This window comes from Roseococcus sp. (genome assembly GCF_965227005.1).
Taxonomy (GTDB): Bacteria; Pseudomonadota; Alphaproteobacteria; order Acetobacterales; family Acetobacteraceae; genus Roseococcus.
This window is the reverse complement of the sequence record NZ_CBDDFJ010000017.1, coordinates 107,297-134,057: the sequence shown is the minus strand read 5'-3', so window position 1 is coordinate 134,057 and position 26,761 is coordinate 107,297. Positions and strand designations below refer to the sequence as shown.

General features: G+C 70.3%; 30 protein-coding genes. 8 read left to right on the top strand and 22 right to left on the bottom strand.

Annotation, left to right across the window (positions count from 1 at the left end):
- The first annotated feature begins 97 nt into the window (after positions 1-97).
- On the top strand, positions 98-739 hold the full coding sequence (locus tag ACO057_RS07175) for a lipase family protein (protein WP_421990084.1): 642 nt from the start codon (positions 98-100) through the stop codon (positions 737-739).
- 12 nt (positions 740-751) lie between these two features.
- Here ACO057_RS07175 and tyrS read toward each other — a convergent pair whose 3' ends face one another.
- Positions 752-1,975 carry a tyrosine--tRNA ligase gene (tyrS, locus tag ACO057_RS07170; RefSeq protein ID WP_421990082.1) on the bottom strand — a complete coding sequence of 408 codons (1,224 nt, stop codon included), beginning with the start codon at positions 1,973-1,975 and terminating at the stop codon, positions 752-754.
- Positions 1,976-2,029: 54 nt separating this feature from the next.
- Between tyrS and ACO057_RS07165 the strand changes: the two genes are divergently transcribed.
- The 3 genes from ACO057_RS07165 to ACO057_RS07155 all read left to right on the top strand — a co-directional run bounded on the left by ACO057_RS07165 (position 2,030) and on the right by ACO057_RS07155 (position 4,542).
- On the top strand, positions 2,030-3,154 hold the full coding sequence (locus ACO057_RS07165; RefSeq protein WP_421990604.1) for an anhydro-N-acetylmuramic acid kinase: 1,125 nt from the start codon (positions 2,030-2,032) through the stop codon (positions 3,152-3,154).
- 173 nt (positions 3,155-3,327) lie between these two features.
- A protein-coding gene (locus tag ACO057_RS07160; RefSeq protein ID WP_421990080.1) for an IS5 family transposase occupies positions 3,328-4,093 on the top strand; the annotation gives its coding sequence in 2 pieces (ribosomal slippage) (positions 3,328-3,420 and positions 3,422-4,093; 765 coding nt in all).
- 92 nt (positions 4,094-4,185) lie between these two features.
- Entirely contained in the window at positions 4,186-4,542 is a 357-nt protein-coding gene (locus tag ACO057_RS07155) for a SnoaL-like domain-containing protein (RefSeq protein ID WP_421990078.1), read from the top strand.
- On the opposite strand, the gene ACO057_RS07150 is transcribed toward ACO057_RS07155, so the two are convergent.
- From ACO057_RS07150 to ACO057_RS07085, 14 genes are all read right to left on the bottom strand, one after another.
- Complete coding sequence (locus ACO057_RS07150; RefSeq protein WP_421990076.1) at positions 4,543-6,060, bottom strand: amidohydrolase family protein; 1,518 nt, start codon at positions 6,058-6,060, stop codon at positions 4,543-4,545. It lies immediately after the preceding gene.
- Positions 6,061-6,064: 4 nt separating this feature from the next.
- Positions 6,065-6,634 carry a histidine phosphatase family protein gene (locus ACO057_RS07145; protein WP_421990074.1) on the bottom strand — a complete coding sequence of 190 codons (570 nt, stop codon included), beginning with the start codon at positions 6,632-6,634 and terminating at the stop codon, positions 6,065-6,067.
- On the bottom strand, positions 6,631-7,245 hold the full coding sequence (locus tag ACO057_RS07140) for a glutathione S-transferase family protein (RefSeq protein WP_421990072.1): 615 nt from the start codon (positions 7,243-7,245) through the stop codon (positions 6,631-6,633). Before ACO057_RS07140 ends, ACO057_RS07145 begins: the two co-directional genes overlap by 4 nt.
- On the bottom strand, positions 7,242-7,865 hold the full coding sequence (locus ACO057_RS07135) for a glutathione S-transferase family protein (protein ID WP_421990070.1): 624 nt from the start codon (positions 7,863-7,865) through the stop codon (positions 7,242-7,244). Before ACO057_RS07135 ends, ACO057_RS07140 begins: the two co-directional genes overlap by 4 nt.
- Before the next feature lie 23 nt (positions 7,866-7,888).
- Entirely contained in the window at positions 7,889-8,506 is a 618-nt protein-coding gene (locus tag ACO057_RS07130; protein ID WP_421990068.1) for a glutathione S-transferase family protein, read from the bottom strand.
- Positions 8,507-8,521: 15 nt separating this feature from the next.
- Positions 8,522-9,454 (bottom strand): ribose-phosphate pyrophosphokinase, encoded by a 933-nt coding sequence (locus ACO057_RS07125; RefSeq protein ID WP_421990066.1) that lies wholly within the window; start codon positions 9,452-9,454, stop codon positions 8,522-8,524.
- A 109-nt stretch (positions 9,455-9,563) separates the two neighbouring features.
- Positions 9,564-10,433 (bottom strand): hypothetical protein, encoded by an 870-nt coding sequence (locus ACO057_RS07120; protein WP_421990064.1) that lies wholly within the window; start codon positions 10,431-10,433, stop codon positions 9,564-9,566.
- 62 nt (positions 10,434-10,495) lie between these two features.
- Positions 10,496-11,230: a polyphenol oxidase family protein gene (locus ACO057_RS07115; protein ID WP_421990062.1), complete on the bottom strand. Its 735-nt coding sequence runs from the start codon at positions 11,228-11,230 to the stop codon at positions 10,496-10,498.
- Positions 11,230-12,204, bottom strand: a complete 975-nt coding sequence (locus ACO057_RS07110; RefSeq protein ID WP_421990060.1) for a class I SAM-dependent methyltransferase — start codon at positions 12,202-12,204, stop codon at positions 11,230-11,232. Before ACO057_RS07110 ends, ACO057_RS07115 begins: the two co-directional genes overlap by 1 nt.
- Entirely contained in the window at positions 12,204-12,980 is a 777-nt protein-coding gene (gene lgt / locus ACO057_RS07105) for a prolipoprotein diacylglyceryl transferase (RefSeq protein WP_421990058.1), read from the bottom strand. Before lgt ends, ACO057_RS07110 begins: the two co-directional genes overlap by 1 nt.
- A gap of 62 nt (positions 12,981-13,042) precedes the next feature.
- Positions 13,043-14,650: a gamma-glutamyltransferase family protein gene (locus ACO057_RS07100; protein ID WP_421990056.1), complete on the bottom strand. Its 1,608-nt coding sequence runs from the start codon at positions 14,648-14,650 to the stop codon at positions 13,043-13,045.
- A gap of 19 nt (positions 14,651-14,669) precedes the next feature.
- Positions 14,670-15,473 (bottom strand): penicillin-insensitive murein endopeptidase, encoded by an 804-nt coding sequence (mepA, locus tag ACO057_RS07095; RefSeq protein ID WP_421990054.1) that lies wholly within the window; start codon positions 15,471-15,473, stop codon positions 14,670-14,672.
- The gene (rfaE1, locus tag ACO057_RS07090) at positions 15,466-16,881 is read right to left on the bottom strand and encodes a D-glycero-beta-D-manno-heptose-7-phosphate kinase (RefSeq protein ID WP_421990052.1); all 1,416 of its coding nucleotides are present in this window, start codon (positions 16,879-16,881) and stop codon (positions 15,466-15,468) included. Before rfaE1 ends, mepA begins: the two co-directional genes overlap by 8 nt.
- 67 nt (positions 16,882-16,948) lie before the next feature.
- Positions 16,949-17,467 carry a hypothetical protein gene (locus tag ACO057_RS07085; RefSeq protein WP_421990050.1) on the bottom strand — a complete coding sequence of 173 codons (519 nt, stop codon included), beginning with the start codon at positions 17,465-17,467 and terminating at the stop codon, positions 16,949-16,951.
- 783 nt (positions 17,468-18,250) lie between these two features.
- Between ACO057_RS07085 and ACO057_RS07080 the strand changes: the two genes are divergently transcribed.
- The gene (locus tag ACO057_RS07080; protein WP_421990048.1) at positions 18,251-18,451 is read left to right on the top strand and encodes a hypothetical protein; all 201 of its coding nucleotides are present in this window, start codon (positions 18,251-18,253) and stop codon (positions 18,449-18,451) included.
- 33 nt (positions 18,452-18,484) lie between these two features.
- Here ACO057_RS07080 and ACO057_RS07075 read toward each other — a convergent pair whose 3' ends face one another.
- On the bottom strand, positions 18,485-18,880 hold the full coding sequence (locus ACO057_RS07075; protein ID WP_421990046.1) for a VOC family protein: 396 nt from the start codon (positions 18,878-18,880) through the stop codon (positions 18,485-18,487).
- On the bottom strand, positions 18,877-19,737 hold the full coding sequence (locus ACO057_RS07070; protein ID WP_421990044.1) for an HpcH/HpaI aldolase/citrate lyase family protein: 861 nt from the start codon (positions 19,735-19,737) through the stop codon (positions 18,877-18,879). Before ACO057_RS07070 ends, ACO057_RS07075 begins: the two co-directional genes overlap by 4 nt.
- 91 nt (positions 19,738-19,828) lie before the next feature.
- Between ACO057_RS07070 and ACO057_RS07065 the strand changes: the two genes are divergently transcribed.
- Entirely contained in the window at positions 19,829-20,053 is a 225-nt protein-coding gene (locus tag ACO057_RS07065) for a hypothetical protein (protein ID WP_421990042.1), read from the top strand.
- Between the two features lie 5 nt (positions 20,054-20,058).
- Here the strand turns inward: ACO057_RS07065 and ACO057_RS07060 are convergent, their stop codons facing one another.
- Genes ACO057_RS07060 through ACO057_RS07050 form a run of 3 tightly spaced genes read right to left on the bottom strand, consistent with a single transcriptional unit; the run spans position 20,059 to position 23,113 of the window.
- Positions 20,059-21,261, bottom strand: a complete 1,203-nt coding sequence (locus tag ACO057_RS07060) for a CaiB/BaiF CoA transferase family protein (RefSeq protein ID WP_421990040.1) — start codon at positions 21,259-21,261, stop codon at positions 20,059-20,061.
- Positions 21,258-22,124, bottom strand: a complete 867-nt coding sequence (locus tag ACO057_RS07055) for an FAS1-like dehydratase domain-containing protein (protein ID WP_421990038.1) — start codon at positions 22,122-22,124, stop codon at positions 21,258-21,260. The genes ACO057_RS07060 and ACO057_RS07055 overlap by 4 nt, the downstream gene beginning before the upstream one ends.
- Before the next feature lie 2 nt (positions 22,125-22,126).
- Positions 22,127-23,113: a Bug family tripartite tricarboxylate transporter substrate binding protein gene (locus ACO057_RS07050; RefSeq protein ID WP_421990036.1), complete on the bottom strand. Its 987-nt coding sequence runs from the start codon at positions 23,111-23,113 to the stop codon at positions 22,127-22,129.
- Between the two features lie 135 nt (positions 23,114-23,248).
- On the opposite strand from ACO057_RS07050, the gene ACO057_RS07045 reads away from it, so the two are divergent.
- Positions 23,249-23,794 (top strand): carboxymuconolactone decarboxylase family protein, encoded by a 546-nt coding sequence (locus ACO057_RS07045; protein WP_421990034.1) that lies wholly within the window; start codon positions 23,249-23,251, stop codon positions 23,792-23,794.
- 39 nt (positions 23,795-23,833) lie between these two features.
- On the opposite strand, the gene ACO057_RS07040 is transcribed toward ACO057_RS07045, so the two are convergent.
- A complete protein-coding gene (locus ACO057_RS07040) occupies positions 23,834-24,643 on the bottom strand; it encodes an SDR family NAD(P)-dependent oxidoreductase (RefSeq protein ID WP_421990032.1) in 810 nt (269 codons plus the stop codon).
- Positions 24,636-25,097 carry a MarR family winged helix-turn-helix transcriptional regulator gene (locus ACO057_RS07035; protein WP_421990030.1) on the bottom strand — a complete coding sequence of 154 codons (462 nt, stop codon included), beginning with the start codon at positions 25,095-25,097 and terminating at the stop codon, positions 24,636-24,638. The genes ACO057_RS07040 and ACO057_RS07035 overlap by 8 nt, the downstream gene beginning before the upstream one ends.
- Positions 25,098-25,139: 42 nt before the next feature.
- On the opposite strand from ACO057_RS07035, the gene ACO057_RS07030 reads away from it, so the two are divergent.
- Positions 25,140-26,672 carry a tetratricopeptide repeat protein gene (locus ACO057_RS07030; protein ID WP_421990028.1) on the top strand — a complete coding sequence of 511 codons (1,533 nt, stop codon included), beginning with the start codon at positions 25,140-25,142 and terminating at the stop codon, positions 26,670-26,672.
- Positions 26,673-26,761: the final 89 nt, after the last annotated feature.

Here is a 26,761-nt window from a genome sequence, read left to right as displayed (position 1 = left end):
TGCCGCAGTCTATAATGACAATCAAACCCGGGTAGGGCCCTATGCCCGCCAATTATTGCGTCGCGAAGACGGATGCGGGTTTCATGCCGCCCTGTACATGCGCTCCGTCGGGGGGCAGATCGAATTCGTCCTGTCCTTCGCCGGTTCGGAAACCACCGAGGGCGGTGTCGACTGGAAGGCCGACTTGGCCTTTGGGGGCAACACGGCAGGGAATGCCGGCGGCACGATGACCCGCTTCGGGGCGATCTCGCCGGTCGTGGGCCTGCTGGGCGTGGGCCTGTCCTCCCTCGCGGCGGATGCGACGACGCTTCTCGCCAAGCAGAAGCACTGGGCCATCTCCTTCACCGAGCTTGCGCAGCGGACGGTCCAGGACAAGCCGCTCATCCTCACCGGCCATTCGCTGGGCGGCGGCCTCGCGCAGATGTCGGCCGCGCATACGGGCGTGGCTGCCGTCACCTTCTCGGCGCCGGCGGTCAGCGCGGTCGCAGGCGTGGAGGCGATGTATCTGCGCAAGAGGCCGCGCATCGTGAACTTCCGGGTCAAGAACGACCCCGTGAACGTCTCCGAGCAGGCCGGCCACCGCCTCGGCGTGGTGGTGAACATGATGAGCCCCCGCAGCGTCGCGGAGGCCCACCAGATGGGCAACACCCTCGCCGAGCTCCTGCCGCAGGGTCAGTTCTCGACGACCGGCGCCAAGGACCCGTTCAGCTTCACGGGCAACGTCTCCGTCAGCCACTGAGGGCCGAAACCCTCAGGATTCCCGGACGAGGACGTGCTTCTTTCGCCCGGCCGAGAGCTTGGCCGACCCGTCCCGCAGGTCCTCGGCGGTCACGGCGCGCTGGGCGTCGCTCACGACCTCGTCATTCAGCCGGATGCCGTTCTGCGCCACCAGCCGACGGGCCTCGCCCTTGCTGGCCGCGAGGCCGGCGCTGACCAGCAGGTCGGCCAGGATCGCGGGCAGGGCGGCCGTGATGGCGGGAAGCGTATCGGCGGCCGCGCCCTGTTCGAAGGCGAGGCGCGCCGTCTCGGCGGCCTCTTCCGCGGCGGCGCGGCCATGCAGCAGCGACGTGGCCTCGGTGGCGAGGATCTTCTTCGCCTCGTTGATCTCCGAACCCTCAAGCGCGGCCAGCCGGCGCACTTCGTCCATCGGCATGTCGGTGAAGAGTGCCAGGAACTTGCCCACATCGGCGTCCTCGGCATTGCGCCAGAACTGCCAGTAGTCATAGGGCGAGACGCGCTCGGCGTTCAGCCAGACCGCGCCCGCCGCGGTCTTGCCCATCTTGGCGCCCGAGGCCGTGGTGATGAGCGGCGCGGTGATGCCGAAGGCATCCTTCTGGTCCATCCGGCGCACCAGGTCGGTGCCCATGACGATATTGCCCCACTGGTCGGAGCCGCCCATCTGCAGCGTCACGCCATGGCGCCGGCGCAGTTCCACGAAGTCGTAGCTCTGCAGCAGCATGTAGTTGAATTCGATGAAGGTCAGCGGCTGGTCGCGGTCCAGCCGCATCTTCACGCTGTCCATGCTGAGCATGCGGTTCACGCTGAAATGGCGGCCCACCTCGCGCAGGAAGGGGATGTAGCCGAGCGGCGCCAGCCATTCGTCGTTGTCGAGCATGATGGCCGTGCCGGGCACGTCGCCGAAATCGAGGAAATTGGTGAAGGCGCGACGGATGCCGGCCTTGTTCTCCTCGATGCGCTCCTCGGTGAGGATCAGGCGCGTCTCGTCGCGGCCCGAGGGATCGCCGATCTTGGTCGTGCCGCCGCCCATCAGCACCACCGGGCGGTTGCCGGTCTTGGCCAGCCAGCGCAGCAGCATGATCTGCACGAGGTGGCCGACATGCAGGCTGTCGGCCGTCGCGTCGAAGCCGATATACCCGGTCACCGGCCCAGCCTGGAACGCGGCCTTCAGCGCGGTCTCGTCGGTGATCTGGTGGACGAAGCCGCGCTCGCGGATGACGTCGAGGAAATCGGACATGGAACTGGGACCCGGTTGGCGTTTGGCCGTGGAGCGTAGCACAATCGTCGCATGTTGAGAATCGTGGGGCTGATGAGCGGCACGTCGCTGGACGGCGTGGATGCTGCCTGGGTGGAAACCGACGGCGAGCGGGTGGGCCAGCTCGGCCCCACGGTGACCTTGCCCTATGAGCCTGCCTTGCGCCGGGACCTGCGCCGCCTGCTGGAGCTCGCGCCCACCATCTCGGCCGAGGATCCCTTCCTGCTCGACTGCACCGCGCGGCTGACCGACCGGCACGCGGCGGCGGTGGCGCGAATCGCCATCGAGGCGGCGCGGGCTGGGCTGCCGGAGGCGGAGCTCGTCGGCTTCCATGGCCAGACCATCCTTCATCGCCCGATCCGCCCCGGCGATGGCCTGAATTCCCGCGGCTACACCTGGCAGATCGGCGATGCGCGGGCGCTGTCCCGCGCCACGGGGCTCTCGGTCGCCTATGACTTCCGGACCGCCGACGTGACCGCGGGCGGGCAGGGCGCGCCGCTGGTGCCCATCGCCCATGCGGCCCTGGCGGCCGGGCTGCCCAAGCCGCTCGCGGTGCTGAACCTCGGCGGCGTGGGCAACGTCACCTATCTGGGCGCGGATGGCGCCTTGCTCGCCTTCGACACCGGCCCCGCCAATGGCCCGCTCGACGACTGGGCCAAGCGCTCGCTGGGCCGGGACTACGACAAGGACGGGAACCTCGCGCTTGCCGGCCAGGCCGACGGCGCGGTGCTCGGCCGGCTGATGGCCCATCCCTATCTGGCGCAGAAGCCGCCCAAGTCGCTGGACCGGCTCGATTTCGATCGGGCGCTGCGCGATGCCGGCGCGCATGATCTCTCGCCGCAGGATGGCGCGGCGACGCTGGTCGCCTTCGCCGCCGTCTGCGTGGCGGCCGCGGCGCGGCACTTCCCCGAGCCGCCGCTACAATGGCTCGTCGCCGGCGGCGGGCGGCGCAATCCGGCGATGATGCGCGCCCTGTCCGCGACGCTCAGCGAGCCCGTTCGCCCGGTCGAGGTCACCGGCTGGAACGGCGATGCGCTGGAGGCCCAGTGCTTCGCGGTCCTCGCCGCCCGCACGGCGCGCGGCCTGCCGATCAGCTTCCCCGACACCACGGGCGTGCCGCGGCCCATGGCGGGCGGGCAGGTCCTGGGCGGGCTGCTCTAGAGGATCACCCGATCAGACGGAATCGTCTGGTCGCGTAAAGATGCTCGAAAAAACAAAGAGCTAGAGACTTCGAAGCGAGCCCTAGCGAACGAAGAAGGCTCTAGGTCGTGTGGACTCTAGGGATTCCCGAAACGTTGGTTGGGTGATTCAAGGCTGCCTTTGGGGAGGCGGCCTTGGGCGTTCTGGATCGTCTGGTGTTGAGCGACGCGGCGTGGGAGCGGATGGCGCCGCTGATCATCGGTCGGCCCGACCAGAAGGGCTCAACCCGGCCGCGACAACCGCATGTTCGTCGAGGGCGTGCTGTGGATCGTGCGAACGGGTTCGCCCTGGCGCGACCTGCCCTACGTCTTCGGCGAGTGGAACAGCGTGTTTCGCCGGTTCAGCCGCTGGAGCGACAAAGGCGTGTGGCGGCGCATCTTCGAAGCGATGTCGGACGATCCTGACTTCGAATATCTGATCATCGACAGCACCATCATCCGCGCCCACCAGCACGCCGCCGGCGCCCCAAAGGGGGGGGTTGAAGATCAGGCCCTTGGCCGCTCCCGCGGCGGCCTGAGCACCAAGATCCACCTGGCCGTCCGAGGCCTGGGCGTCCCTGTTCGATTCGCCTTGACCGGCGGGCAACGCGGCGATTGCCCGCAGGCCTACGCTCTGATCGAGGGCCTTCCCGCGGATGTCGTCATGGCCGATGCCGCCTACGACGCCGACCCGCTGCGCGAGGCGATCGCGGACAAAGGCGCCATCGCCGTCATCCCGAACAACCCGTCGCGTGCCCGCAAATACCCGCTCGACAAGCACCGCTACGCCCAGCGCCATCTGGTCGAATGCTGCTTCTCCAAGCTTAAGCAGTTCCGCCGCGTCGCCACTCGCTACGAGAAAACCGCGAGGAACTACCTCAGCGTCGTCACTCTCGCTGCTACCATCCTGTGGCTACGATAACTGTCCACACGACCTAGCCGTGATGCAAGCTTCACACCGCTGAGGCCGCTTTGGGCCTATCCTTCCGTGCAACGCCCTGGAGGAACACGCCCGTGATCGACATCCGACCCACCGCCGAGACCTTCACCGCCTTGCTCAAGCAGGGCGACTTCCACGGCGCGGCCGAGCGCTTCTGGCACGAGGACGTCTCCAGCATCGAGGCCATGGGCGAGCCGCGCGCCGTCCACGGCAAGGCGGCCGTCGCTGCCAAGGGCGCCGCCTGGTACGCGGCGCATGAGGTGAAGGCCTTCGAGGTAGAGGGGCCCTATGTCAACGAGGACCAGTTCGCCCTGACCATGCGCATCGACGTGACCGTGAAGGCATCCGGCCAGCGCGTGCAGATGACCGAGGTCGGGCTCTACACGGTCGATGAGGACGGCATGATCGTGGAGGAGCGCTTCTTCTACTGATCAGACGCCCGAATCCGGCGCGTCGCACATGTAGCGGGAGAGATGGTAGGGGCGCGCCGCCAGCCCCGAGCAGAAGCTGGACACCACCGGCTCCAGAAGTTCGAACAGTGCCTTCTGATCGGCATTGGCCGCATCCAGCCGGTCGCGCGCCGCCTCGGCCTCGGCCGCCAGCTTCGCCATATCGAGCAGGGTGTGCCGGCGGTCGCGATAGACGAAGCGTCCGCCGATCATCACGTGGCGCACGGCGGTCGCGTCCTCGGCATGGACGATCTGGTTGAGCGTGGCGTTGTGCGGCATCCAATGCGGCGTCACGAGGTCGAGGAAGACGAGATCCGCCTTCATCCCCGGCGCGATCGCGCCGATATCGGTGAAGCCGGCCGCCCGCGCGGAGCCCAGCGTGCCGGCCTCATAGACCTGCTCCGCCGTCGCCCAGGCGCGCGTGTCCGGCGTCTGCACATGGGAGACGAAGGCCGCGAGCCGCATCGCCTCATACATGTTCGAATTGTCGCCGCTGGTGACGCCATCCGTCCCCAGCCCGACATTCACGCGGAGATCCAGCGCGCGCTTCAGCCGGAACATCCCGTTGCCCAGCTTCATGTTCGAGGCGGGATTGTGCGCGATGGAGGCGCCGCGATCGGCGAGCAGCCGCAGGTCGTCGTCATCCAGCCAGATGCCATGCGCGACGGTGAATTGCGGCCCGACGAGGCCCAGGCTGTCCATGTAGCGGGTCAGCGTCATGCCGTAGCTTTGCAGGCCCACCAGCGCCTGGACCTTGCTTTCGGCGACATGCGTCTGGACGCCCACCTCGTATTTCCGCGCGAGGTCGCGGCAGCCGCAGAGGAACTCCCGCGTGCAGTGATGCGGGATGGTGGGCGCCACGGCGAAGCGGATGTCCTGGGCATTCCAGCGCCAGCCGCGCAGCGCCGCCTCCATCGCGGCAAGGGTCTCCTGCCAGGGGCGCAGCCTGATCTTCTCGGCCTGGCGGCGGAGGTCGTCGGGCAGGGCGTCCAGCAGGCCGGGGATCGCCTCGTAGAGCGAGCGGTCCGCCACCATCGGCGCCACCACGGCGCGCATGCCGACGGTGGCATAGGCATCGGCCACCGCGTCCAGCCCTTCGACGGAAGGCAGGGGCATCTCGGAGCAGAGGTCGTAGGCGGTGGTGCAGCCCTTGGCGACCATCTCCGCCGCGCAAAGCAGGACGGAGAGCCGTTTGTCCGACAGCGCGCGATTGCCCCCGACCCAGGGGGCGGCGGCGAGGAGCGTCTCCAGGCTCCAGCGGTCGCCCTGGCCGCGGCCGAGGCCGCCATGGCCATGGGTATGGGCGTTGATCAGGCCGGGGTGGAGAAGAAAGCCGCGGGCATCCACCTCGCGCGCGCCCTCGGGGGCGGCGAGGTTCTCGCCGACCTCACGGATGATCCCGTCCTGGATCAGGATATCGGCGAAGGCGGCCCGTCGCAGCGAGGCATCGGCGAGGCGGCCGCCCCGGATGATCTGCCAACCGGGTTCCGCCTTCGCCATGGGGTCAGAACTCCGGGACGAGCTCGAGGGCGTCGATGGTCCAGCTGCCCTTGCCGTCCGGCTTCACCTGCAGCGGCAGGGCATTGGGCGTGCGCACATTGGCCGGCATCCCGGCCTCATAGCGGAAGGCGCGCCAGAGTGCGCCGTGGGCCACCACCAGGACGGGGGCGTGCAGCGCGGTCGCGCGGTTGATGGCGCGCACGGCCCTTGCGCGCAGCTGGGCGAAGGTCTCGGCGCCGGGGGGCGTGTAGGCGTCGGCGATCCAGTCGTCGTACCAGTCGCCCATCGGCTTGCCTTCCTGCTCGCCGAAATTCACCTCGCGCAGATCCTCGTCGACGAGGACCGGCAGCTTGAGGGCTTCGGCGACCATATCGGCCGTGTCCTTGGCGCGGCTCAGCGGCGAGGAGATGATCGTCTTGATGGGCACCACGCGCATGGTCCTGGCCGCCCGCCTGGCCTGCATCACGCCGACCTGGTTCAGCGGGATATCGACATTGCCCTGGCTCAGCCCCTCGGCGTTCCAGTCGGTTTCCCCATGACGGAGGAACCAGAAGGGGATGGGATTGAGGCTCATGCGGCGAACCCTTCGGCTGCGAGCGTGTCCGCGAGGACAGGGAGGGAGAAAAGGCGCTTCCGATGGGCCAGGAGCGCATCGGGCGGCACCACGCCGAGGAAGCCGGCGAGCACCGTGATCAAGGCGATGTAGCAGTCGGCGGCGGTGACCGCATCGCCGACGATCCAGTCGCGGCCTTCGAGGCCGCGGTCGATATGGGCCAGCATTTCCTCCACGCGGCCGATGGCCGAGGCGCGGATCTCGCTTTCGGCCGAGGCGGGGCCGAACCGGTGAGGGCCGAGCGCGGGGTTGAGGCTGCGCGAGACATGCCACGAACCCCAGGAGAGCCACTCCATCACCCGCCAGCGCGCCAGGCGCTCGCTGGGAATGAGGCCGCTCCCGGGCGCCATCTCGCCGATCGCCAGCAGGATGGCCGGCGTCTCGGTCAGGGCCTGGCCGTCATCCAGCACCAGCGTCGGAACCTGGCCCTTCGGATTGATGGCGAGGTATTCCGGTGTGCGGCCCTCGCCCTGGCGCAGGCTGATTTCCCGCACCTCGCCGGCCAGGCCCGACAGGGCCAGGCCAAGTCGGGCCGCGAGGCTGCCGCTGCGCGTGGAGACGTAGAGGATCAAGCCGCCACGAGGCCTTCTGCCGCCATGACCTTGGCCACGGCCGGACGGGCCAGCATGCGCTTGTAGAAGCCCGCGACATTGGCCGGCAGGTCGAGCTTCAGGCGCTCCTTGGCCCAGAAGACGACGTAAAAGGGCGCGGCATCGCCGAAGGAGAAGTCTCCGGCCACGTAGTCCTTGCCCTCGAGCGCCTTGTCGAGCCAGGCGAGGCCCTTCACGAAGATCTCGCGGCCCTTTTCCTTCACGGCCTCATGGTCGCCCTCGGCCGGCGCGAAATTCACCGGGCGGAACATGCGCGAGAAGCCCTGCATGTGGATGGTGGCGACGGCATAGTCGGTCGCCTCCAGCGCCTTCGCCTGACCGTCCGCCGTGGCGGGCATGAGCTTGGCGCCCGGATTCGTCGCCGCGATCCAGAAGGCGATGGCGGGGAATTCGGTGATGACCGAGCCGTCGTCCTTCTGGAGCGTCGGCACCTTCGACTTGGAATTGATCGCGGTGAATTCCGGCTTGAACTGCGCGCCTTCGCGGATGTTCAGCCATTCGGCCTGATAGGGCGCGCCGCTCTCCTCGAGCAGGACGTGGATGCCGAGGGAACAGGCGCCGGGGGCATAGAAGAGCTTCATGGGGACGTTTCCTTCTTGCGGGTTCAGCCGGCTTCACGCGCGACGGCGCGCTGGACGGCGGGGCGGGCCTTCATGGCCTCGTAATGCTTCGCGATCTTCGGCGGCAGGGCGATGCCCAGCGGGCCGACGCACCACCGTTCCAGGAAGAACAGCCCGGCATCGGCCACCGAATAGCCGGAGGCCAGCAGCCAGGGATCGCCGGCGATCCTGCCCTCGATCAGCGCGAGGTAGTTCTCGGACATGGCCTTGCCCTGGGCGACGACGCGGGGATGGTCGGCCTCGTCCTTCCCGAAATTCCCGGGGCGGAACTGCCGGGTGAAACCCTGCGGGTGCACGGTGCCGCAAAGGTAGTCGAGCCATTCGAGGGTGCGGGCCTCGCCCTCGAGATCGGCCGGGATCAGCCCCGCCGCGGGGTTGGACTTCGCGAGCCACCAGGCGATGACCGGAAATTCGGTCAGCACGGTGCCATCGTCGCGCAGGAGCGCGGGTACCTTGGCCTTGGGGTTGATCGCCAGATATTCCGGCTTGTGGACGGAGCCGTCGCGCGTGGAGACCGCCTGGGTGTCGAAGGGGCTGCCGAGCTCCTCCAGGATCACGTGGATGCCAATCGAGCAGGCACCGGGTCCGTAGAAGAGCTTCATGCAGATTCCTTCAGGTCAGCAGAACAGCGACGAGACCGACCTCTCCTCGCTGATGCGACGCATAGCTTCGGCGAGAAGCGGCGCGATGGGAAGCTGGCGGATGTTCGTCGCATCCTGCACGGCCGAGGTGGCGGCGATGCTGTCGGTCACGATCATGGTCTCGATCGGCGACTTCTCGACGCGGGCCACCGCGCCGCCCGAGAAGACGCCGTGCGTCACATAGGCGCTGACCGAGCGCGCGCCGTGGTCCATCAGCGCCTGGGCGGCGTTGCAATGCGTGCCGCCGCTGTCGATGATGTCATCGATGATGATGCAGTCGCGGCCGGTCACGTCGCCGATGACGTTCATCACCTCGGAGACGCCGGCCTGGGGGCGGCGCTTGTCGATGATGGCGAGGTCCGAATGGATCTGCTGGGCGATGGTGCGCGCGCGCACCACGCCGCCGACATCGGGGCTGACGACCATCAGGTCACGGCCGGCGAATCGCGTCTGGATGTCGCGCGAGAAGAGCGGCGCGGCGTAGAGATTGTCGACGGGGATGTCGAAGAAGCCCTGGATCTGGCCGGCATGCAGATCCATGGTCAGCACGCGGTCGGCGCCGGCCTGGGTGATGAGGTTAGCCACCAGCTTGGCCGAGATCGGCGAGCGCGGGCTGCTCTTCCGGTCCTGGCGGGCATAGCCGAAATAGGGCAGCACCGCCGTCACCCGTCGCGCCGAGGAGCGGCGCAGCGCGTCGAGCGTGATCAGCAGCTCCATCAGATTGTCATTGGCGGGGTAGCTGGTGGACTGGATCACGAAGACATCCTCACCGCGGATGTTCTCGTGTATCTCGACGAAGACTTCCATGTCCGCGAAGCGGCGGACGGAGGCGTTCGTGAGCGGCATACCCAGCTTGTCGGCTACCGCCTTCGCTAAAGGCAGGTTGCTGTTGCAAGCGACGATCTTCATCGGGCCATGTCATCCCTTGGCTGGCGGCGAAGCGATAGCCGCCATGGGACGTCATGTAAACTTGACCAGGGGGCGCATCTCCCCCGCCCTCAGCGGGTATCCGAAAGCCTCAGCCGGGAGTCGAGGCGTTGCGGATGATGGTCTGCACGCCGCCCGCCGCCTGCTCGGCCGCCACATAGGCGACGTCGCCCCAGAAGCGCGAGAGCGAGCCGGCCGGCACGTCGTTCAGCTGCACCACGCGGCCGAGCTCGTGCCCGTCGCGGCGGGAGACGATCCACTGGATCTCGACGCGCTGGGTCGCGGGATTGACCGTCACGACGCTGACCTGCGCCGTCACGGCGAAGGCCGCGCCCTCGGCCGTCTCCTGCATGACGTAGCCCTGATTGCCCAGGAAGCTGCGCAGCCGCGAGATCAGGGCGGTGTTGCCGTCGCCCGGAGCGCCGGTGATGGGGATGATCCGCAGCCGCTGCGGCCCGGCCAAGATGGCCTCGGGGCTGGCCGAGGCGCGCGCGGCCTGGACCGAGAGCAGCATCTGCGTGACGCGCGGCGTCGCCTGGGCGGCCACGGCCTGGATCGTCTCGGGCGAAGCCTCGGCCCAGCTGCGGGCGGGCACCGGCATGGCCTCCACCGCGCCCTGCTCCTGCCCATCGGCGTTGCGGATGGCGAAGCGCGGCAGGACGTTCGCCCCCCGAAGCTGGGCCGTGATGTCGAGCTTCCAGTCCAGCGGCAGGGGCGTGACGGTGGCGATGGCCGGGACGTCCACGCCCTGAAGCCCCGCCGCCATGGCATCGGCGAGCCGGCCGGCGGCGGCGTCGTCCAGCAGCGCCTCGGGCGGCGGGCGAATGGCCAGGCGCACGGCGAGAGGGATGGCGAGCTGGCGCGAGGCCGCGCCGGGATTGCCCCAATGCGGCGTCAGCGCGCTGCTGCAGGCGCCGAGCGCGAGCGTCAGCGCCAGGAGGAGGGGTCTAGACCAGGACACAGGACACCATGCCCCCGAGGATCAGCAGCAGCGTGAAGAGGAAGATGTAGTGCATGGCTCGCTCATAGCACGATGGCGGAGATCTGGTGCCCCAGCGGACCGCCGCCCGCCAACGTCCGGCGGCGATGGCTGAAGAAGCGGGCCTCGTCGGAGAGGGTGTCGAGGTTCAGCGCCGAGGCGCCGATGCCCGCCGCCTGGAGGCGCGCCACGCAATAGCCCGCAAGGTCGAACTGGAAATACCCCGCGTCGCGGCCGGGGGCGAAGAAGCGCGGATCGGCCACGGCGTCGCGCAGATCGGCGCGGACCTCGTAGCTGGCCTGGGCGATGCAGGGGCCGATGACCGCCTCGATTCGCCCGCGCGCGGCTCCGAGCGCGATCATGGCCTCGGCGGTCGCCTCCAGCACGCCGGAGACGGCGCCGCGCCAGCCGGCATGGGCCGCACCGATCACCCCGGCCTCGGGGTCGAGGAACAAAGCGGGGGCGCAATCGGCGGTGATGACGCCCAGTGCCACGCCGGGCGTCCGCGTCACCATGCCATCGGCCTCGGGCAGGGCATCCCACGGCGCGCAGGCCTCCACGACGACGGGGCCGTGGACCTGACGGAGCGAGCGCAGATCGGCTGGATCGGCGCCCAAAGCGCGGGCCACGCGGGCACGGTTCTCGGCGACGTTCCCGGCCGGGTCGTCGCCGCGCAAGCCGCAATTCAGCTCGGCATAGGCGCCCGTCGAGACGCCGCCCCGCCGGGTGAAGAAGCCGTGCCGCGCGGTAAGCGCGGGGTGGGTGAGAAATTCCGCCATCAGGACTCGAATCCGGCCGGTGTGGGGAGGGAAGGGTGGGCGAGGACCAGGGCCTTGAACAGCCGGCCCATCCCCTCTGGCGCGACGAGGCGCTGCGCCGCCGAGAGGACCATCCCGGCCGAGGCGGGCTTCATCCGGGCCAGCATGGCGCTGCGGGCCATCAGGCCCAGGCGCTGGAGGAAGAGGCCCATGGGAAGCGGGCCATGCGCGGCGGCTCCGGCGGCGCGGCCCGCCGAAGCGAGGGCCGCGAAGTCCACATGGGCCGTGACGTCCACCTCGCCGGGGGCAGCGAGGGGGTCGGCGCGGTCGTTGCCAAGGAGGGCCTGGAGGGTATCGCCGAAGCCGCTTTCGGCCGGGCCGTAATCGAGGGCGAGCAAGGCGCCGCCCTGGACCGCGAGCCGCGAGGCCAGGGCTTCCACGATGGACTGGCCCGGTTCGCAGATCTCGCGGATCGCGCCTTCGGGCGCTTCCTCGGCGTGATCGCAATCCTGCTCCACGAAGGAAGCCTTCGCCACGAAGCGTTCGCGCCATCCGCCCGGCCGCTTCACGAATTGCCGGATCGGCAGGGCATCGAAGAACTCATTGGCCAGGACGATCGCCGGGCCGTTCGGCAGGGTCGCGACATCCGCATGCCAGGCGGCCACCCGCCCGCCCAGCCGGCGCGCCTGCTCGGCCTTCAGCATCGGCGAGGTCTCCACCAGATGGACCTCGGCCGCCTGGCCGAAGGCCGGCATCATCTCGTCCACCGCTCGCAGCGCATCGGCCATCAGCGTGCCGCGGCCCGGTCCGAGTTCCGCCAGCACCACGCGCCCCGGCGCGCCCATCGCCTGCCAGGTGACCGCCGCCCAGAGGCCCAGGCACTCGCCGAAGGCCTGGCTCATCTCGGGCGCGGTCGTGAAATCGCGCCCGATGCCCTCGCCCCGGGCGTAATAGGCCCCGGCCGCGCGCGCCATGAAGGCGTCGAGCCGTTCCATCAGATCGCGGCCCGCCGGCTCCGCCAGATGAGGAAGGCGCCGACCAGCACCATCGGCAGCGAGAGCAGCTGCCCCATGGTCGCGCCCGCGAAGAGGAAGCCGAGATTGGCGTCGGGCTCGCGGAAGAACTCGCCGATGATGCGCGCCACGCCATAGCCGGCCGCCATCGCGCCCAGGAAGAAGCCGGGTCGCCGGCGGTTTGCGGGGAAGCTCCAGAGCACGATCAGCAAAGTGAAGAGGAGCAGGCCTTCCATACCCGCCTGGTAGAGCTGGCTCGGGTGGCGGGGGATCTGCATCCGGTCGCCGGGGAAGACCATGGCCCAGGGCACGTCGGCCGCGCGGCCCCAGAGCTCGCCGTTGATGAAGTTGGCGATGCGCCCGAAGAACAGCCCGATCGGCGCCACGATCGCCACCCGGTCGCCGAAGCCCAGGATGTTCAGCTTCTGGCTGCGGCAGAACAGCACCGTCGCCACCACCACGCCCAGCAGCCCGCCATGGAAGGACATGCCGCCCTGCCAGACCATCAGCGCCTCGAGCGGATGGAAGAGGTAATGTCCGGGCCGGTAGAAGAGCACGTAGCCCAGCCGCCCGCCGAGGATGACGCCCAGCGTCGCCCAGGTGACGAAGTCGTCGACCTGCTCGGGCGTGGCCATCTTCGGCTCGGCCACCACCAGCCGCCGCATGAGCCGCCAGCCCAGCACGATTCCCGCGATATAGGCGAGCGCATACCAGCGGATGGCCAGGGGCCCGATCTGGATCGCGATGGGGTCGATCATGGGGAATTGCATGGTCGGTAGGGGTAGCCCGCCGCCGCGGCTCAGGGAAGCTGCCCGCTACCCTACCAGGCTCCGGCCCAGCCATCCCGCCGCGGGTCGGAGGCCGCCATCCGCATCCCGTTGTCCAGCACACGGATCGCCTCGACGCTGCACGCGCCTTCGAGGTCGCCGACCACCTTCACCTCATGGCCACGCTCGCGCAGCCCGGCGATGGCGGCCTCGCCGAGGCCGCGCTCGACCGTCAGCACGTCGCCGCCCGCATGGGGGTAGTTGGATTCCTGCCCGGGCTGGGAGGAGGTCCAGCGCGGCGCCTCCAGCGCCTGCTGCGGGTCCATGCCGAAGACGGCGCAGGCGACCAGCACCTGGAAGTTGACCTGCACCTGGTTGTCGGCGCCGGGCGTGCCGAAGACCATCCAGGGCCTGCCGTCCTTCATCACCATCGGCGCGTTCATGGTGTGCCGCACGAGGCGTCCCGGCGCGAGGGCGTTGGCATGCCCCTCGTCCAGATGCCAATAGGACATGCGGTTGTTGAACAGGATGCCCGTGCGCCGGCCCGTCACCCCCGAGGCGAAGGCCGAATTGAGGGACTGGATGCCGGAGACCGCGTTCCCCTCCGCGTCCACCACGCAGAAATAGGTGGTGTCGGCCTCGGCCAGGGCGCGCACCGGCAGATGCGCGGCGCGCTCGCCGATCGCCGCCGCATGGGAGGCGGCGCGAGCGCCGGAGAGCAGCGTCGCGAAATCCGGCGCTTCCCGTCCCGCTTCCGCCTCGCGGTCGAGGAAGGCGCGCTTCTTGGCCTCCACCATCCGATGGATCAGCGCCGCGCTGCCCCAGCCGAGCGCCGCGAGGTCGGTGCCCTCCACGATCTTCAGCATCTGCAGCATGGCGAAGCCCATGGAGGGCGCGGGCGTCTGCCGCACCTCGAAGCCGCGCCAAGAGATGCTGATGGGCGGCGCGAGCCGCGGTCTCACCGCGCTCAGATCCCCGGCCGCGACCAGGGTGCCCGCCTCCGCCATGTCCGCCGCGACGTCCCGCGCCACGAGGCCGGTGAAGAACTCCTCCGCGCCGGAGGCGGCGAGGCGCTGCAAGGTCTCGCCCAGCGCGGTCTGCCTCATGAGCGCGCCGAGTCCGGGCACCGCGCCGCCGGGCAGGAAGGTCGCCGCGCTGATCGCGTCCGATTCCAGGCGGCGGCGGTTCTCGCCGATGAAATGGCGCAGCGCATGGGTGGCGGCGAAGCCGTCTTGCGCCGCCTCGATCGCCGGGCCGAACAGCGCGCCCCAGGGCCGCGCGCCATGCGCGGCATGCAGTGCCGCGAGTCCCGCGACCTTCCCCGGCGTCTGCACCGAAAGCGCTCCGAAGACAGGGATGCCACCCTCGGAGCGATACCGCGCGATGGTCGCCGCGGCCGGCGCCTGCCCCGTGCCGGCATAGGTCTCCGCGCGGCCCGTCTTCGCCGACCAGTGGTGATAGAAGCCGTCGCCGCCGAGGCCCGACATATGCGGCTCGACGACGCCCAGCGTCAGCGAGATCGCCACGGCCGCGTCCGCCGCCGTGCCACCGGCGCGCAGCACGTCCATCCCTGCCGCGGTCGCCACCGGATGGTTCGTCGCCACCGCGCCGCGGCGGCCCATGATCAGCGGGCGGCGCGCCCGGATGCCTTCATAGGACATGGAACGGTTTCCTTAGTTTTCAGGGAGCTTGCAGCACCGCCATGCAGGCTGCCGGCAGCTGCGGGCGCGGGCCGGGCGGGCGAGGGCGGGGATGCCGTGCCGCGTCGCTCAGCCACCAGTCGAGCCCGGCATCGCAGCCGTCGCCGGCCGGGATCGCCGGGCCGGGACGGCAGTCGGGCGAGCCGGCCGGGCAGCGCAGGCGCACATGCATGTGGCTGTCATGCCCGAACCAGGGGCGGACGAAATGCAGCCAGGGCTCGCCGCGATGCAGGGCGCAAAGGCTGCGCTTGATGCCATGGTTCACGAAGATGCGTTCCACGCCGGAGCTGCTCGCGGCGAGGCGGATCAGCCGCGCATGCGCCTCGGTGAAGCGTGCCGGGTCCACGGCCGACTGGTCGCGCAGCACCAGCGAGGTCTCGGGGATGTTCTCCCGCGACGGGCGGCTCATCGCCGGCTTGCGGCTGAGGTCGAGCCAGATGTCCACGTCGATCCCGGCCTGATGGCTGGCATGGCCGAAGGGCATGGGCCCACCGCGCGGCTGGCCGAGGTCGCCGATCCAGAGGTCCTGGCCCGAACGCTGGGCGAAGGACTGGATGAAGCGGATGAGGTCGGGATGGCCCCAGTTGCGGTTCCGCGAGAGGCGGACGACCTGGTAGCCGGGGCCCTCGGGCGGAAGCTCGACCGCGCCGGCGATGCAGCCCAGGCCGGTGGTGCCGATGACGCGGGCCGGGCCTGACGAGGGGCGGGGGGTGGTGGACCAGCTTTGGGCCTGGGCCGGCAGGGCGCAGAGCAGAAGTAGAAGGACGCGCGCGGCCTTAACCACGGGCGCGGTCCAGGAGGCCGGTGGTGGAGCGGCCGGGAAGCAGTTCGAGCAGCTCGGTCCGCCCCCCCCAGGAGGCGACCTCCGTCGCGCCGACCACCTGGTCGATCCGGTAGTCCGCACCCTTGAACAGGCGGTCCGGGCGCAGCGCCAAAATTGCCTCCAGCGGCGTGTCCTCCTCGAAGGCGACCACCGCATCGACCGAGGCCAGCGCCGCGATCACCGCCACGCGATCCGCCAGTGGGTTCATCGGCCGCGTCGGCCCCTTCAGGCGACTCACCGAGGCATCGGCGTTCAAGGCCACCACCAGCCGGTCGCAATGCCCCCGCGCCGCCCGCAGCATCCGCGTATGGCCCGCATGCAGCACGTCGAAGACGCCATTGGCGAAGCCCACCACCAGCCCCTGATCCCGCCAGGACTGCACGAGGCGCTGCGCCGCCGGCCAGCCGAGCATCTCGCCCGTGGCGCCCTCGGCCTCGCGCAACGCGTGGTCGAGCTCCGCCGCCGAGCAGGTCGCCGTGCCGAGCTTGCCCACCACCACCCCGGCTGCCGCATTGGCCGTGCGCATGGCCGCCTCCAGGTCCATCCCGGCCGCGATCGAAAGAGCCAGCGTCGCGATCACCGTGTCGCCCGCGCCCGAGACGTCGAAAACCTCGCGCGCCATGGTCGGCAGGGCCACGGCCGGGGCGTCGCGGCAGACCAGCATCATGCCCTTCTCGCTGCGGGTCGCGAGCACGGCGTCCACCGCCACCTCGGCCATCACGGCGCGCGCCGCGGCCTCGCATTCGGCGTCCGAGCCCACCGGCAGGCCCGAGGCCTCGGCCAGTTCGCGGGCATTGGGCGTGAGGCAGGCCGCGCCGGCATAGCGGGAGAAGTCGCGCCCCTTGGGGTCGGCGATGACGGGGATGCCCCGCGCGCGGGCGGCGCCGATCGCCAGCGCGATGACCCCCGGCGTCAGCACACCCTTGCCGTAATCCGAGAGGATCAGCGCATCGGCCTGGGCCAGCACCTGGGCCAGGGTGGCGGCGATGGCGTCGGATTCGGCGGCGCTGGCCTCGGACACCACCTCGTCATCGACGCGCACGATCTGCTGGCGGCCGGCGATCACGCGCAGCTTCACCGTGGTGCGCCGCCCCGGCGTGCGCAGGAGCCGCGCCGCGCCGCCGAGCAGGCCGTCCAGCTCCGTCGCCTCGGCATCCTCGCCGACCAGGCCGATCAGCGCCGGCAGTCCGCCGAGGGCGGCAATGTTGCGTGCCACATTGCCCGCGCCCCCGGCCATGGATTGCGTGCGCCCCAGGCGCACCACCGGCACCGGCGCCTCCGGGGAGAGCCGGCTCGCGTCGCCATAGAGGAAACGGTCGAGCATGACGTCGCCGAGACAAACGATCCGGCGACCGGAGAGATCGAGCATGCGAGCGTTCTATCCCAGGACGGCCGTTGGCCGAAGGGGCCCAGGACGGCCGATGGCCGAAGGGGTGTCAGTTCAAGATCTGGTGCAGCCGCTCGGCCGCCTGCGTCAGCGGCGCCGCCGGAACGGGGGAGGCCGGCCGGGTCGCGGTCGGATAGGCGCGGGCCAGGGCGGCGAGCACCGCCTCGATCGCCGGCAGCGCGGGGCCGAGCCCGTCCGTCCGCAAGGCCGAGCCCAGCCGCGCGAAGCGGGCGGCCGCGGCCCGGTAGAGGCCATAGCCGTCCAGATAGGGCTCCAGCCGGTCCGGCTCCCGCAGGGCCGAGACATATTGCTGCGCGGCGCGATCCGCCATGGCGGCGATGACGATGGTCTGGACCTTGGCGATGCCGCCCGGACTCGGCGCCTTGGCCTCGGCGGCGATCAGCGCGGCCAGGACGGCGGCGGCCGCGCGCTCCACCACGGGCAGGGATGCGCGGTCGAGCGCCAAGGTCGAGGCGCGCTCCATCTCCGCGCGGAAGGGGGTGACGCCGAGGCGCGTCAGCACCTCCTCCAGCTCGGAATAGACCTCCGCGATGGGGTGGGCGAACATCTCGCCGGCCGCCTGGGGCTCGCCGAGGCGTGTAGATATCGCGCCCGGCGAGGTAATGCGCGGCGATCACGTCCATGGCCACCAGGAACTCGACCGGAATCGCGCGAGGCCAGCTCGGGGTCGATGCCGCCTTCACCGCCTTCGCCGCCCTGGGCGGTCGGAACGGCCGGGATGTTCGGCAGCGAGGGGGGCGTCTGCGCGCTGGCGGAAGCGCCCGCCAGCGTGAAAACGCCCCAGGCCAAGCCACATTCTGGTGGAAACCCGCCGCCCGATCATTTCCGCATCCCACCCTGTCACCCTAGCATGTGGCCATGATTCTCTGTCTTTCCCAAGTTCTCGACGAGGCCCAGCGCAAGCGCGTCCGACGACCTCCTCGCGACGGCGGAGTTCGTGGACGGCGCCGCGACGGCCGGATGGCATTGCCCGCCTCGTCAAGGCGAACCGCCCAGGCGGGCGGCCGGCCATGCGGGCGCGCGCCAGGCCGGCGCGCTGGTGGCCGAGGCCCTGCGCCAGCACCGGTCTTCCGGGCCGCGGTGCAGCCCCGGCGGATCGCCCGCCGCTCTTCGCCCGCTACGGCCTGGGCGACTCCTACGGCACGCATGTCGATGACGCACTGATGGGCGCGGAGGCCCTGGCGCAGCGATGTGGCGGTGACGGTCTTCCTCGTCGATCCGCTGAGCTACGAAGGCGGGGAGCTGGTGATCGAGGATCCGGCCGGCGAGCAGGCCTTTCGGGCTCGGCGCCGGCGACGCCATCGCCTATCCGGCGACGAGCCTGCATCGCGTGGCGGAGGTGACCTCGGGCGAGCGGCGGGTGGCCGTCACCTGGGCACAGAGCCTGGTCCGCGATGCGGGGGCGCGGGAGATCCTCTTCGACCTCGACACCGCCCGTCAGCAGGTCTTCGGCCGCGAGGGCAAGAGCGCGACCTTCGACCTGCTGGCCAAGAGCCACGCCAACCTGCTGCGGCGCTGGGCCGAGCCTTAACGGCACAGATGGCCCCAGGAAGTCGAAGTTGCCTCAGGCGAGGTTCAGCTGCCAGGAGACCCCGAAGCGGTCGTTCACCCAGGCGAAGCGCGGGCTGAAGCCGTAATCCCCCGTCGGCATGAGAAACTCGCCGCCCTCGCCCAGGGCGGCCGCGATCCGGTCGAGCTCCTCGGGCGAGTCGAGATTCACGAAGAGCGAGACGGAGGGCGTGAAGTCGAAGCCGTGCCGCACCGGGCTGTCGATGCAATGGATGTCCTGGCCGCCGACCCGGAAGCGTGCTCGGAGCACGCTGCCCTCCGGGGAAGGCTCGCCTGGGCCGTAGCGTTGGATGGCCAGGATCTCTCCGTCCTCGAAGAGCGACACGTAGAGGTTCATCGCTTCCTCGGCATGGCCGCCCTGGAACATCAGGAAAGGGCGGACCTCGCTCACCGCGCGCGCGCCAGCACCTTCCGCGCCCGATCCACCACCGGCAGGTCAATCATCGCGCCCTCGAAGGCCACGGCGCCCAACCCTTGGGCCAGCGCCTGGTCGAAGGCGGCGATGAGCCGGCGCGCCCGATCCACATCGGCGAGCGAGGGACCATATTCCTCGTTGATGATGGGCACATGCAGCGGGTGGATGCAGGCCGTGCAGCCGAAGCCCAGCTTGCGCGAGCGCTTCAGCGAGGCCCGGTAGCCCTCCAGATCCGAGAAGTCGGCGAAGGCGCCGACCGAGCCCAGCGGCAGAATGCCCGCGCCGCGCGCGGCCGCGACCGTCAGCATGGCATAGACATACATGCTGTCCGCGCCGGGCTCGGCCTCCAGCTCGGTGGCAAGGTCCTCGCTGCCGATGCCCAGCGCGGCCATGCGCGGGTCGGCATGGGCGATGGCGTGCAGCTGCGGCAGGGCCTGGGGCGTCTCGACCACGCCGATGAAGCGGGTGTGTCCGTGCGGCAGGCCCAGCGCGGCTTCGCGCGCCGCGACGACCTCGCTCAGCAGCTTCACATGCTCCGGGCCCATCAGCTTGGGCAGCATGAGCGCGGAGACCTCGGGCATCACGGCCGCGGCGATATCGCCGATGCTCATCTCCATGGGGCGGTTGATGCGCACGCAGACCTGGGCGCCGGCCTGGCTCACCATCTTCGCGGCGGCGGGCAGGGCGTCGCGCGCGGCCTGCTTCTCGCCGGGGGGGATGCTGTCCTCCAGGTCGAGGATGATGACGTCGGCCCCGCGCGTATGGGCCTTGGCGACGAAGCGCTCGGCGGTGGCGGGAACGAACAGCAGGGAACGCCAGTTGGGCGCGGGCATGGTTGTCACTCCAGGACGATGGATTTCGGAAATATTCTAGTCAGGACCGCCGACGCTGGGCAGCATGGCAACGGAAGAGGAGGAACAGCCCATGCGGCGGACGAGGCGACGGACAGGACTGGCCGCGCTGCTCGTGGTCGCGGCGGGCCTTCCCGCCCTGGCGCAGACGCCGCCGCCTGCTCCCGCGCCGGTCGCCCGGCCGGCGGCGGGCGATCCGCCCTCCAGCCCGGCGGCCGCGCCGCGGGAGCCGGCCGATTGCAAGCGGCTCTGCCTCCCGCGGTATCGCAACTGCATCCGCCCTCGCGGCTGCTCCTGAGGTGGTCAGGCGACGCCCTCGAAGGCCGCGCCCGTCCCCAGCATCGCCGTGATCCGCGCCTCGTCGTAGCCCATCTCAGCGAGAACCTCGCGTGTGTTCCGGCCGAGCTGCGGCGCGGGCAAGGTCTCCTCGCGCATGCCGCCGCTGAAGGTATTCGCCACCCGCGTGCGGCGAATACGTCCCTCGGTCGGATGCTCGTCGAAATGCCAGAAGCCGACCTCGCTCAGATGCGGGTCGTCCAGCAGGTCATCGATGGTGTTGTAGGGGCCTGCCGGGACGTCGGCCTTCGCGAAGATCTCCAGCCAGTCCGCCGTGGTCTTCGTGACCAGCGCCTGGACCTGCACGGTGAAGTAGTCGGCCGCGTTCTCGGTGCGGGTGAGGGCGGTGCGGAAGCGCGGGTCCTCCTTCAGCTCCGGGCGCCCGACGGCGTCGAAGAAGGCGAAGGCCTGCTTGTTGTTGTTCGGCCGCACCGTGATGTGGCCGTCGAGCGTCGGCAGCGGGCGATAGTCGGGCGAGAGCAGCCGGGCGTCGCCTGTCGGGCCTTCCGGCGGGTCGAAGGTGGAGGCGCCCAGATGCTCGCTCATGACGAAGCTCGCCATGTTCTCGAACATCGGCACCTCGATGGATTCGCCCACGCCGGTCTTCTCGCGGCGATAGAGCGCGAAGCCCACGCTCTGCGCGGCGATGAGGCCGGTGGTGTGGTCGGTCATCACCATCGGCACGAAGCGCGGCTCGCCGGTCGCGCGCTCGAAGGTGCCGGCCACGCCCGAGAGCGACTGGATGATGGGGTCGTAGGCCGGGCGGTTGTAATAGGGTCCGCCCCGGCCGAAGGCGACGATGCCGCAATGGATGAGGCGCGGGTTCGCCTTCGAGAGGGCGGGAAAGTCCAGCCCCGCGCGCTCCAGCCCCTGGGGGCGGACATTGGTGACGAAGACGTCCGCCTCGGCGATCAGCGCCTTCATCGCCGCGAGCCCCTCGGGCTGCTTGATGTCGAGCCCGATGCTGCGCTTGTTGCGGTTGAAGTTGATGAACTTGCCACTCATCGCGGGGGTGCGGCTGCCGGCCGCCAGGAAGCGCAGGATGTCGCCGCCCGGCGCCTCGACCTTGATGACCTCCGCCCCCTGGTCGGCCAGGGTGCGCGTGCAGATGGGGCCGACGACGACGGTGGTGAGGTCCACCACCTTCACGCCGGCAAGGGGGCCACTCATGCGAATTCCAGCTCCATCTGCGCGCAAAGTTTTCCGGCGTGGTCGGCCACCCAGGCGTCCATCCTGCCGTCCTTCAGACCCGTGCCGGCCAGAGTGATCGTGTCGCCGACGTAGATTGGCCGCGTCAGCCGCGCGCCGAGACCGACCAGGCGATGGCCGGGCGCATTCTTCACGGCGGCATCCAGCAGGAGCTGCATGGTCAGCCCGCCATTCTCGACCGTGGCGGGATAGCCCTCCTCGGTACGGGCGTAGTCGGCGTCGTAATGGATGCGATGCGCGTTCCAGGTCACGGCCGAGTAGCGGAAGATCAGCGTGGGCGGCAGGTGCTTCCGCTCGGACCAGGCCGCCTCGGCCGGGGCGGGCGTACCCTCATTGACCGGCGACTTGGTGCCGACGGGGACGGCCTCGCGATAGACCGCGTCGAACTCGTCCACGGCGACGGTCTCGCCGTTCACCTCGAAGGTGTTGCGCAGGGTCAGCACGCAGAGGAGGCCGGTGCGCGCCTGCTTGGGCTCGATGGCCGCCACCTCGGACTTCTTCACCAGCGCATCGCCCACGTGCAGCGCGCCGGGGATGCGCACGCGCCGGCCCGCGCCCATGCGGCGGGGCAGGGGGATCGGCGGCAGGATCACACCCTTGTTGGGGTGGCCGTCGGGGCCGAGCTCGCCTTGCCGGGCGGAATCGCAGCAGAACAACGAGAACCAGTGCGGCGGCAGCTTCGCCCCGCGCGGGAAGGCGTCGGGGTCGAGGTCCAGCATGGCCGAGATCCGGCGCAGCATGCTGGGCGACACGTCATCCTGCGTGACGCGCACATGGCCGAGCCAGTCGCGCTTCACGACTTCGATCGCTTCGAAGAAATCCATGATCAGTCGGCCACCAGGTTGAGACGTCGGATGAGGGGGCCCCAGCGTTCCGCATCGACGCGGGTGACGCCGCGGAATTCCTCGGGGGTGTTGCGCGCGGCGACATCGGCGCCCACGCGGTCATAGCCGGCCTGCACGCGCGGATCGGCGAGCGCCTCGTTGAGCGCGGCCGAGATGCGCTCGACCACCTCGGGCGGTGTGCCGGTGCGGGCGGTGATGCCGAAATAGACCACGCCGGTGAAGCCGGGGATCGTCTCGGCCACCGTGGGCACGCCCGGCCAGGCGGCGCGGCGCTCGGCGCTGGTGATGGCGATGGCGCGCACGCTGGGCGTGTTGCGCACCGTCTCGGCCTCGGGCAGGCCCATGCAGCGGGCGTGGATGCGGCCCGAGAGAAGGTCGGTCATGGCCTGGGTGCTCTGGCGATAGGGCACGTGCACCATCTCGAGCCCCAGGCGCTCGCCCATGTCCTCCATCAGCAGATGCGTGCTGGCGCCGACGCCGGCGGAGGCGAAGTTGAACTTGCCCGGATTGGCCTTGATCCAGCCGACAAGCTCGGAGAAATTCTCGGCCGGGATGGAGCGGTGAACGACCACCGCATGCGCCGTCGAACAGAACTGGCCGATGGGCAGGAAGTCCTTCTCCCAGTCGTAGGACAGGCTGCGATAGAGCAGGGCGTTCAGCCCGCTATTGGTGCCCATGGTGGCGATCATCAGCGTGTAGCCATCGGCCGGCGAGCGGACGAAGGCCTCGGCGGCCGTGTTACCCGCCCCGCCCGGACGGTTGTCCACCATCACGGGCTGGCCGAGGCGCTGCTGCAGCGCATCCGCCGTGACGCGGGAGACGATGTCGGTCTGGCCGCCGCCGCCATAGGGCACGATCAGGCGGATGCCGCGGTCGGGGAAGGCGGCGCGCGCGATCCCCGGGGCCGCCAGCGCCCCGGCCAGTCCGAGCGCGGCCCGCCTGGGGAGGCGGAGATCTCGGTGCATCATGGATAGCTTTCCTCTGTATAATCTTTGGGGACAATCTGTGCCGGAAATCCACGTGGGTCAAAGTGCCGGGGCGGCCTGTTCAAGCGCGCGCGGAGCGATCAGGCTGGACGCCAAGAACCCCTGGAGGAAACGCGCATGGCCCGGCTGCCCTATTTGAATCCCGAAGACCTCGCCGAGGCGGATCGCCCGCTGCTCAAGCGCATGATCACGCTGCACCGCTGCCTGGTGAACAGCCCCGGCGCGGCGCGCGCCTTCAGCGGGCTGGGGCAGTACATCCGCTATGGGATGAAGCTCGACGCGCGGCTGCGCGAGCTCGCGATCCTGCAGGTGGGCTGGCTGGCGCGCTCGCCCTATGAGTGGTCGCATCACGTGAAGATCGGCTACGACTTTGGCGTCACGGATGACGACATCGCGGCCCTGATCGCCGAGACGGACGGCAAGCCGAACGGGCTGGATCCGCTGGCGAAGCTGGTGCTGAAGGGCGCGCGCGAGGTCTATGCCGGCGGCATGTCCCCGGAGACCTTCGCCGAATTGCAGAAGCATTTCGACAACGAGGCGATGGTGGACCTGACGGTCACCGCCGCCTTCTACTGCGCCGTGGTGCGCACGCTGGCGAGCCTCGCGATCGACGTGGAGCCGGACTACCAGAAGTACCTGGACAAGTACCCCTTCCCGGGCTGAGGCGACGCCGGGGATTCGGGGCCGCGCCCCGAATCCCCGTCACCCCGCCAGGAACCCGCCATCGGCGCAAAGCGTGTTGCCCACGACGTAGCTCGCCTCGCCGGAAAGCAGCCAGCAGACCGCCGCGGCCACCTCCTCCGGCCGACCCATCCGGCGCAGCGGCAGCCCGGCGGCGACCTGGCGCATATCGGCGATGCCCGAGCCCAGCATCATCTCCGTCACCACGCGTCCCGGCGCGACCGCGTTGATGCGCAGGCCCTGGGGCGCATATTCCATCGCCGCCGAGCGCGTGAGCATCAGCGCCGCGGCCTTGGAGGCCGAGTAGAGCGACAGCCCGGGGTTGGGATTTCGCACCCCGCTCACGCTCGCATTGTTGACGATGGTCCCGCCGCCGCCGGCCAGCATCGCGGGGATCTGGTGGCGCATCGCGAAGAAGAGCGCGCGGAGGTTCGTGTCGAAGACCTGGGCGTAGACGGCGTCGGTCTGCTCGGCGAGGGGCGCGCGCTTCTCCTGGAATCCGGCATTGTTGAAGACGGCGTCCATCCGGCCGAACCGTTCCATCACCGCCGCGACGAGGGCCGCCACCTCCGCCTCGCGCGTGACATCCGTCGCGACGAAGAGCCCTTGCGTCCCGGCCGCGCATAGCTCCTGCGCGACGGCGGCGCCCAGCGCCGCGCGGCGGCCCGCGATCACCACCGCCCGCGCACCCTCCTGCGCCATGCGCAGGGCCGTCGCGCGGCCGATGCCGCTGGCGCCGCCCGTCACCAGGCAGACCTTTCCCGCGAGCTGGCCCGAGGCAGAGGGAGACGGTGCCGGCCCGGCCAGGGCGGTGAGGCTCTCCTCATCCATGGGCGTCGCTCCGGGATGCCGCCAGCGCCTGTGCATAGCCAGCGAGGCTATCCGCCAGCCGGGCCCGCCCGTCCGGCGCCATATGCGCCAGGGCGGCCAGGACCTGGCGGCGCGCGAAATCGTCGATGCCAGCCAGGGTCGCGCGCCCCTGCCGCGTCAGCGAGAGCGGCTTGGCGCGGGCGTCCTGGGCGCTCACGCCCTCCATCACCTCGCCGGCGGCCACCAGCTTGCGCAGCATCCGGCTCACGCTGGACTTGTCGAGCACGAGGAGCTCGGCCAGCGCGGCCGCCGTCATCGCGGGGCGCGCGCCGATCTCGACCAGCGCGTGGACCGCGGAGGCGGGCAGGGCGGTCCCGGCGAGGGTGGGGCGCAGGAAGCCCAGTTCCCGCACCAGCTGGCGGGAGGCGCCGCGGATGCTTTCGGTGAGGGGATCGGTGCCATATGGTTGCATCATGCAACTATATCGGCATCCGGCGTGTCGCGCTATGGGAGACCGATGGACCAGACGAGCCTTGCCGAAGCCGATCAGCAGCACCTCGCCGGTCGCTACGACGAAGCCATTGCCGCCTACGAGGCCCACGTTGCCGCCGACCCGGCGAGCTTCGACGGCTGGAACGGGCTGGGCCACGCCCAGGCCTCGCGGCTCGAATATGGTGGGGCCATTCCGGCGCTCCGCAACGCGCTGCGGCTGCGGCCCGACGAGGCCAAGGTCCGCGTCAACCTGGCCAAGGCGCTCTTCGCCATCGGCCATGTCTCCGAGGCCGTGCGCGAATATGCCCGCGCCTGGCGCGAGGGCGATGGGGAGACGCGCGCCGCCGCGCTGCGCAACCTCGCCGTGATCGCGCCCGGCGATCCCGAGCTCGGCCATGCCGCGGTCCGCGAGATCCGGCGCTATTGGGCGGAGGCCGAGGGGGCCGGCCTCGTACCGATCGCGCCCCGGCATCGCCCCGGCGCGAAGCTGCGCCTCGCCTATTACGGCGCCTTCTTCGACCGGCCGAACTGGATGAAGATGTATATGGGCGTCATCAACGCCCATGACCGCACGCGCTTCGAGCTGCACCTCGTCGCCGACGGCCCCCCGCCCTGTGCCGCCGCCGGCTACTGCGACCACCCCGAGGACCGCATCTGGCAGGTCGAGGGCATGCCCAATGCCGAGCTGGCGCGCCACCTCGCCGAGGCCGGGATCGACGTTCTCGTGGACCTCAACGGCTATAGCCACCCCGCGCGGCTGCCCCTGCTGCTGCATCGCGCGGCCCCCGTGCAGATCGCCTGGAACGGCATGTACGGCACCACCGGCTTCCCGCACCTCGATGCGCTGGTCGGCGACCGCTGGAGCATCCTGCCCGAGGAGGAGAGCTTTTGCAGCGAGCCGGTCCGCCGCGTGGGGCAGACCTATCTTCCGTTCCGGTTCTTCTACCCCACGCCCCCCGTCACCCCGCCGCCCTGCCTGGAGGCGGGACACATCACCTTCGGCAGCCTGAACTCGGCCTATAAGCTCACCGATCCGACCCTCGCGGCCTGGGCGGCGGTGCTGACGGCCGTGCCCGGTTCACGGCTGCTGCTGCGCAACCGCGCGCTGGACCACGCCTCGAACCGGGCGGACCTGCTGGCCCGCTTCGCGGCGCAGGTGCTGGGGCCGGAGCGGATCATCCTCGAGGGCGGCGGTTCCCATGAGGACTTCCTCGCGACCTACGGCCGCATCGACTTCGCCCTCGACAGCTTTCCCTATAACGGCGGCACCACCACGGCCGAGGCGCTGTGGCAGGGCGTGCCCGTGCTGACCACGATCGGCGACCGCTGGGCGGGGCGTACCAGCCGCTCGATCCTCATGGCGGCCGGGCTCGGGGAATTCGTGGCGCCGGATGTGGCGGGCTTCATCGAGCTGGCCACGCGCCTGTCGCGCGATCCGCAGGACCTGGCCCGGCGCCGCGAGAGCCAGCGCGCGGCCCTCGCCGCAAGCCCGGCCTGCGACCCGGCGGCGCTGTGCCGCGAGCTCGAAGCGATCTACCAGGAGACCGTGGCCTCGTAGAAACCGGCCCCGCAGGCAGCGCGGACAGCGAATGCGGGGCCGCAGCCGGACCTTGTGCTACGCACGGAGGAGAAGCCGGCATGGGAATA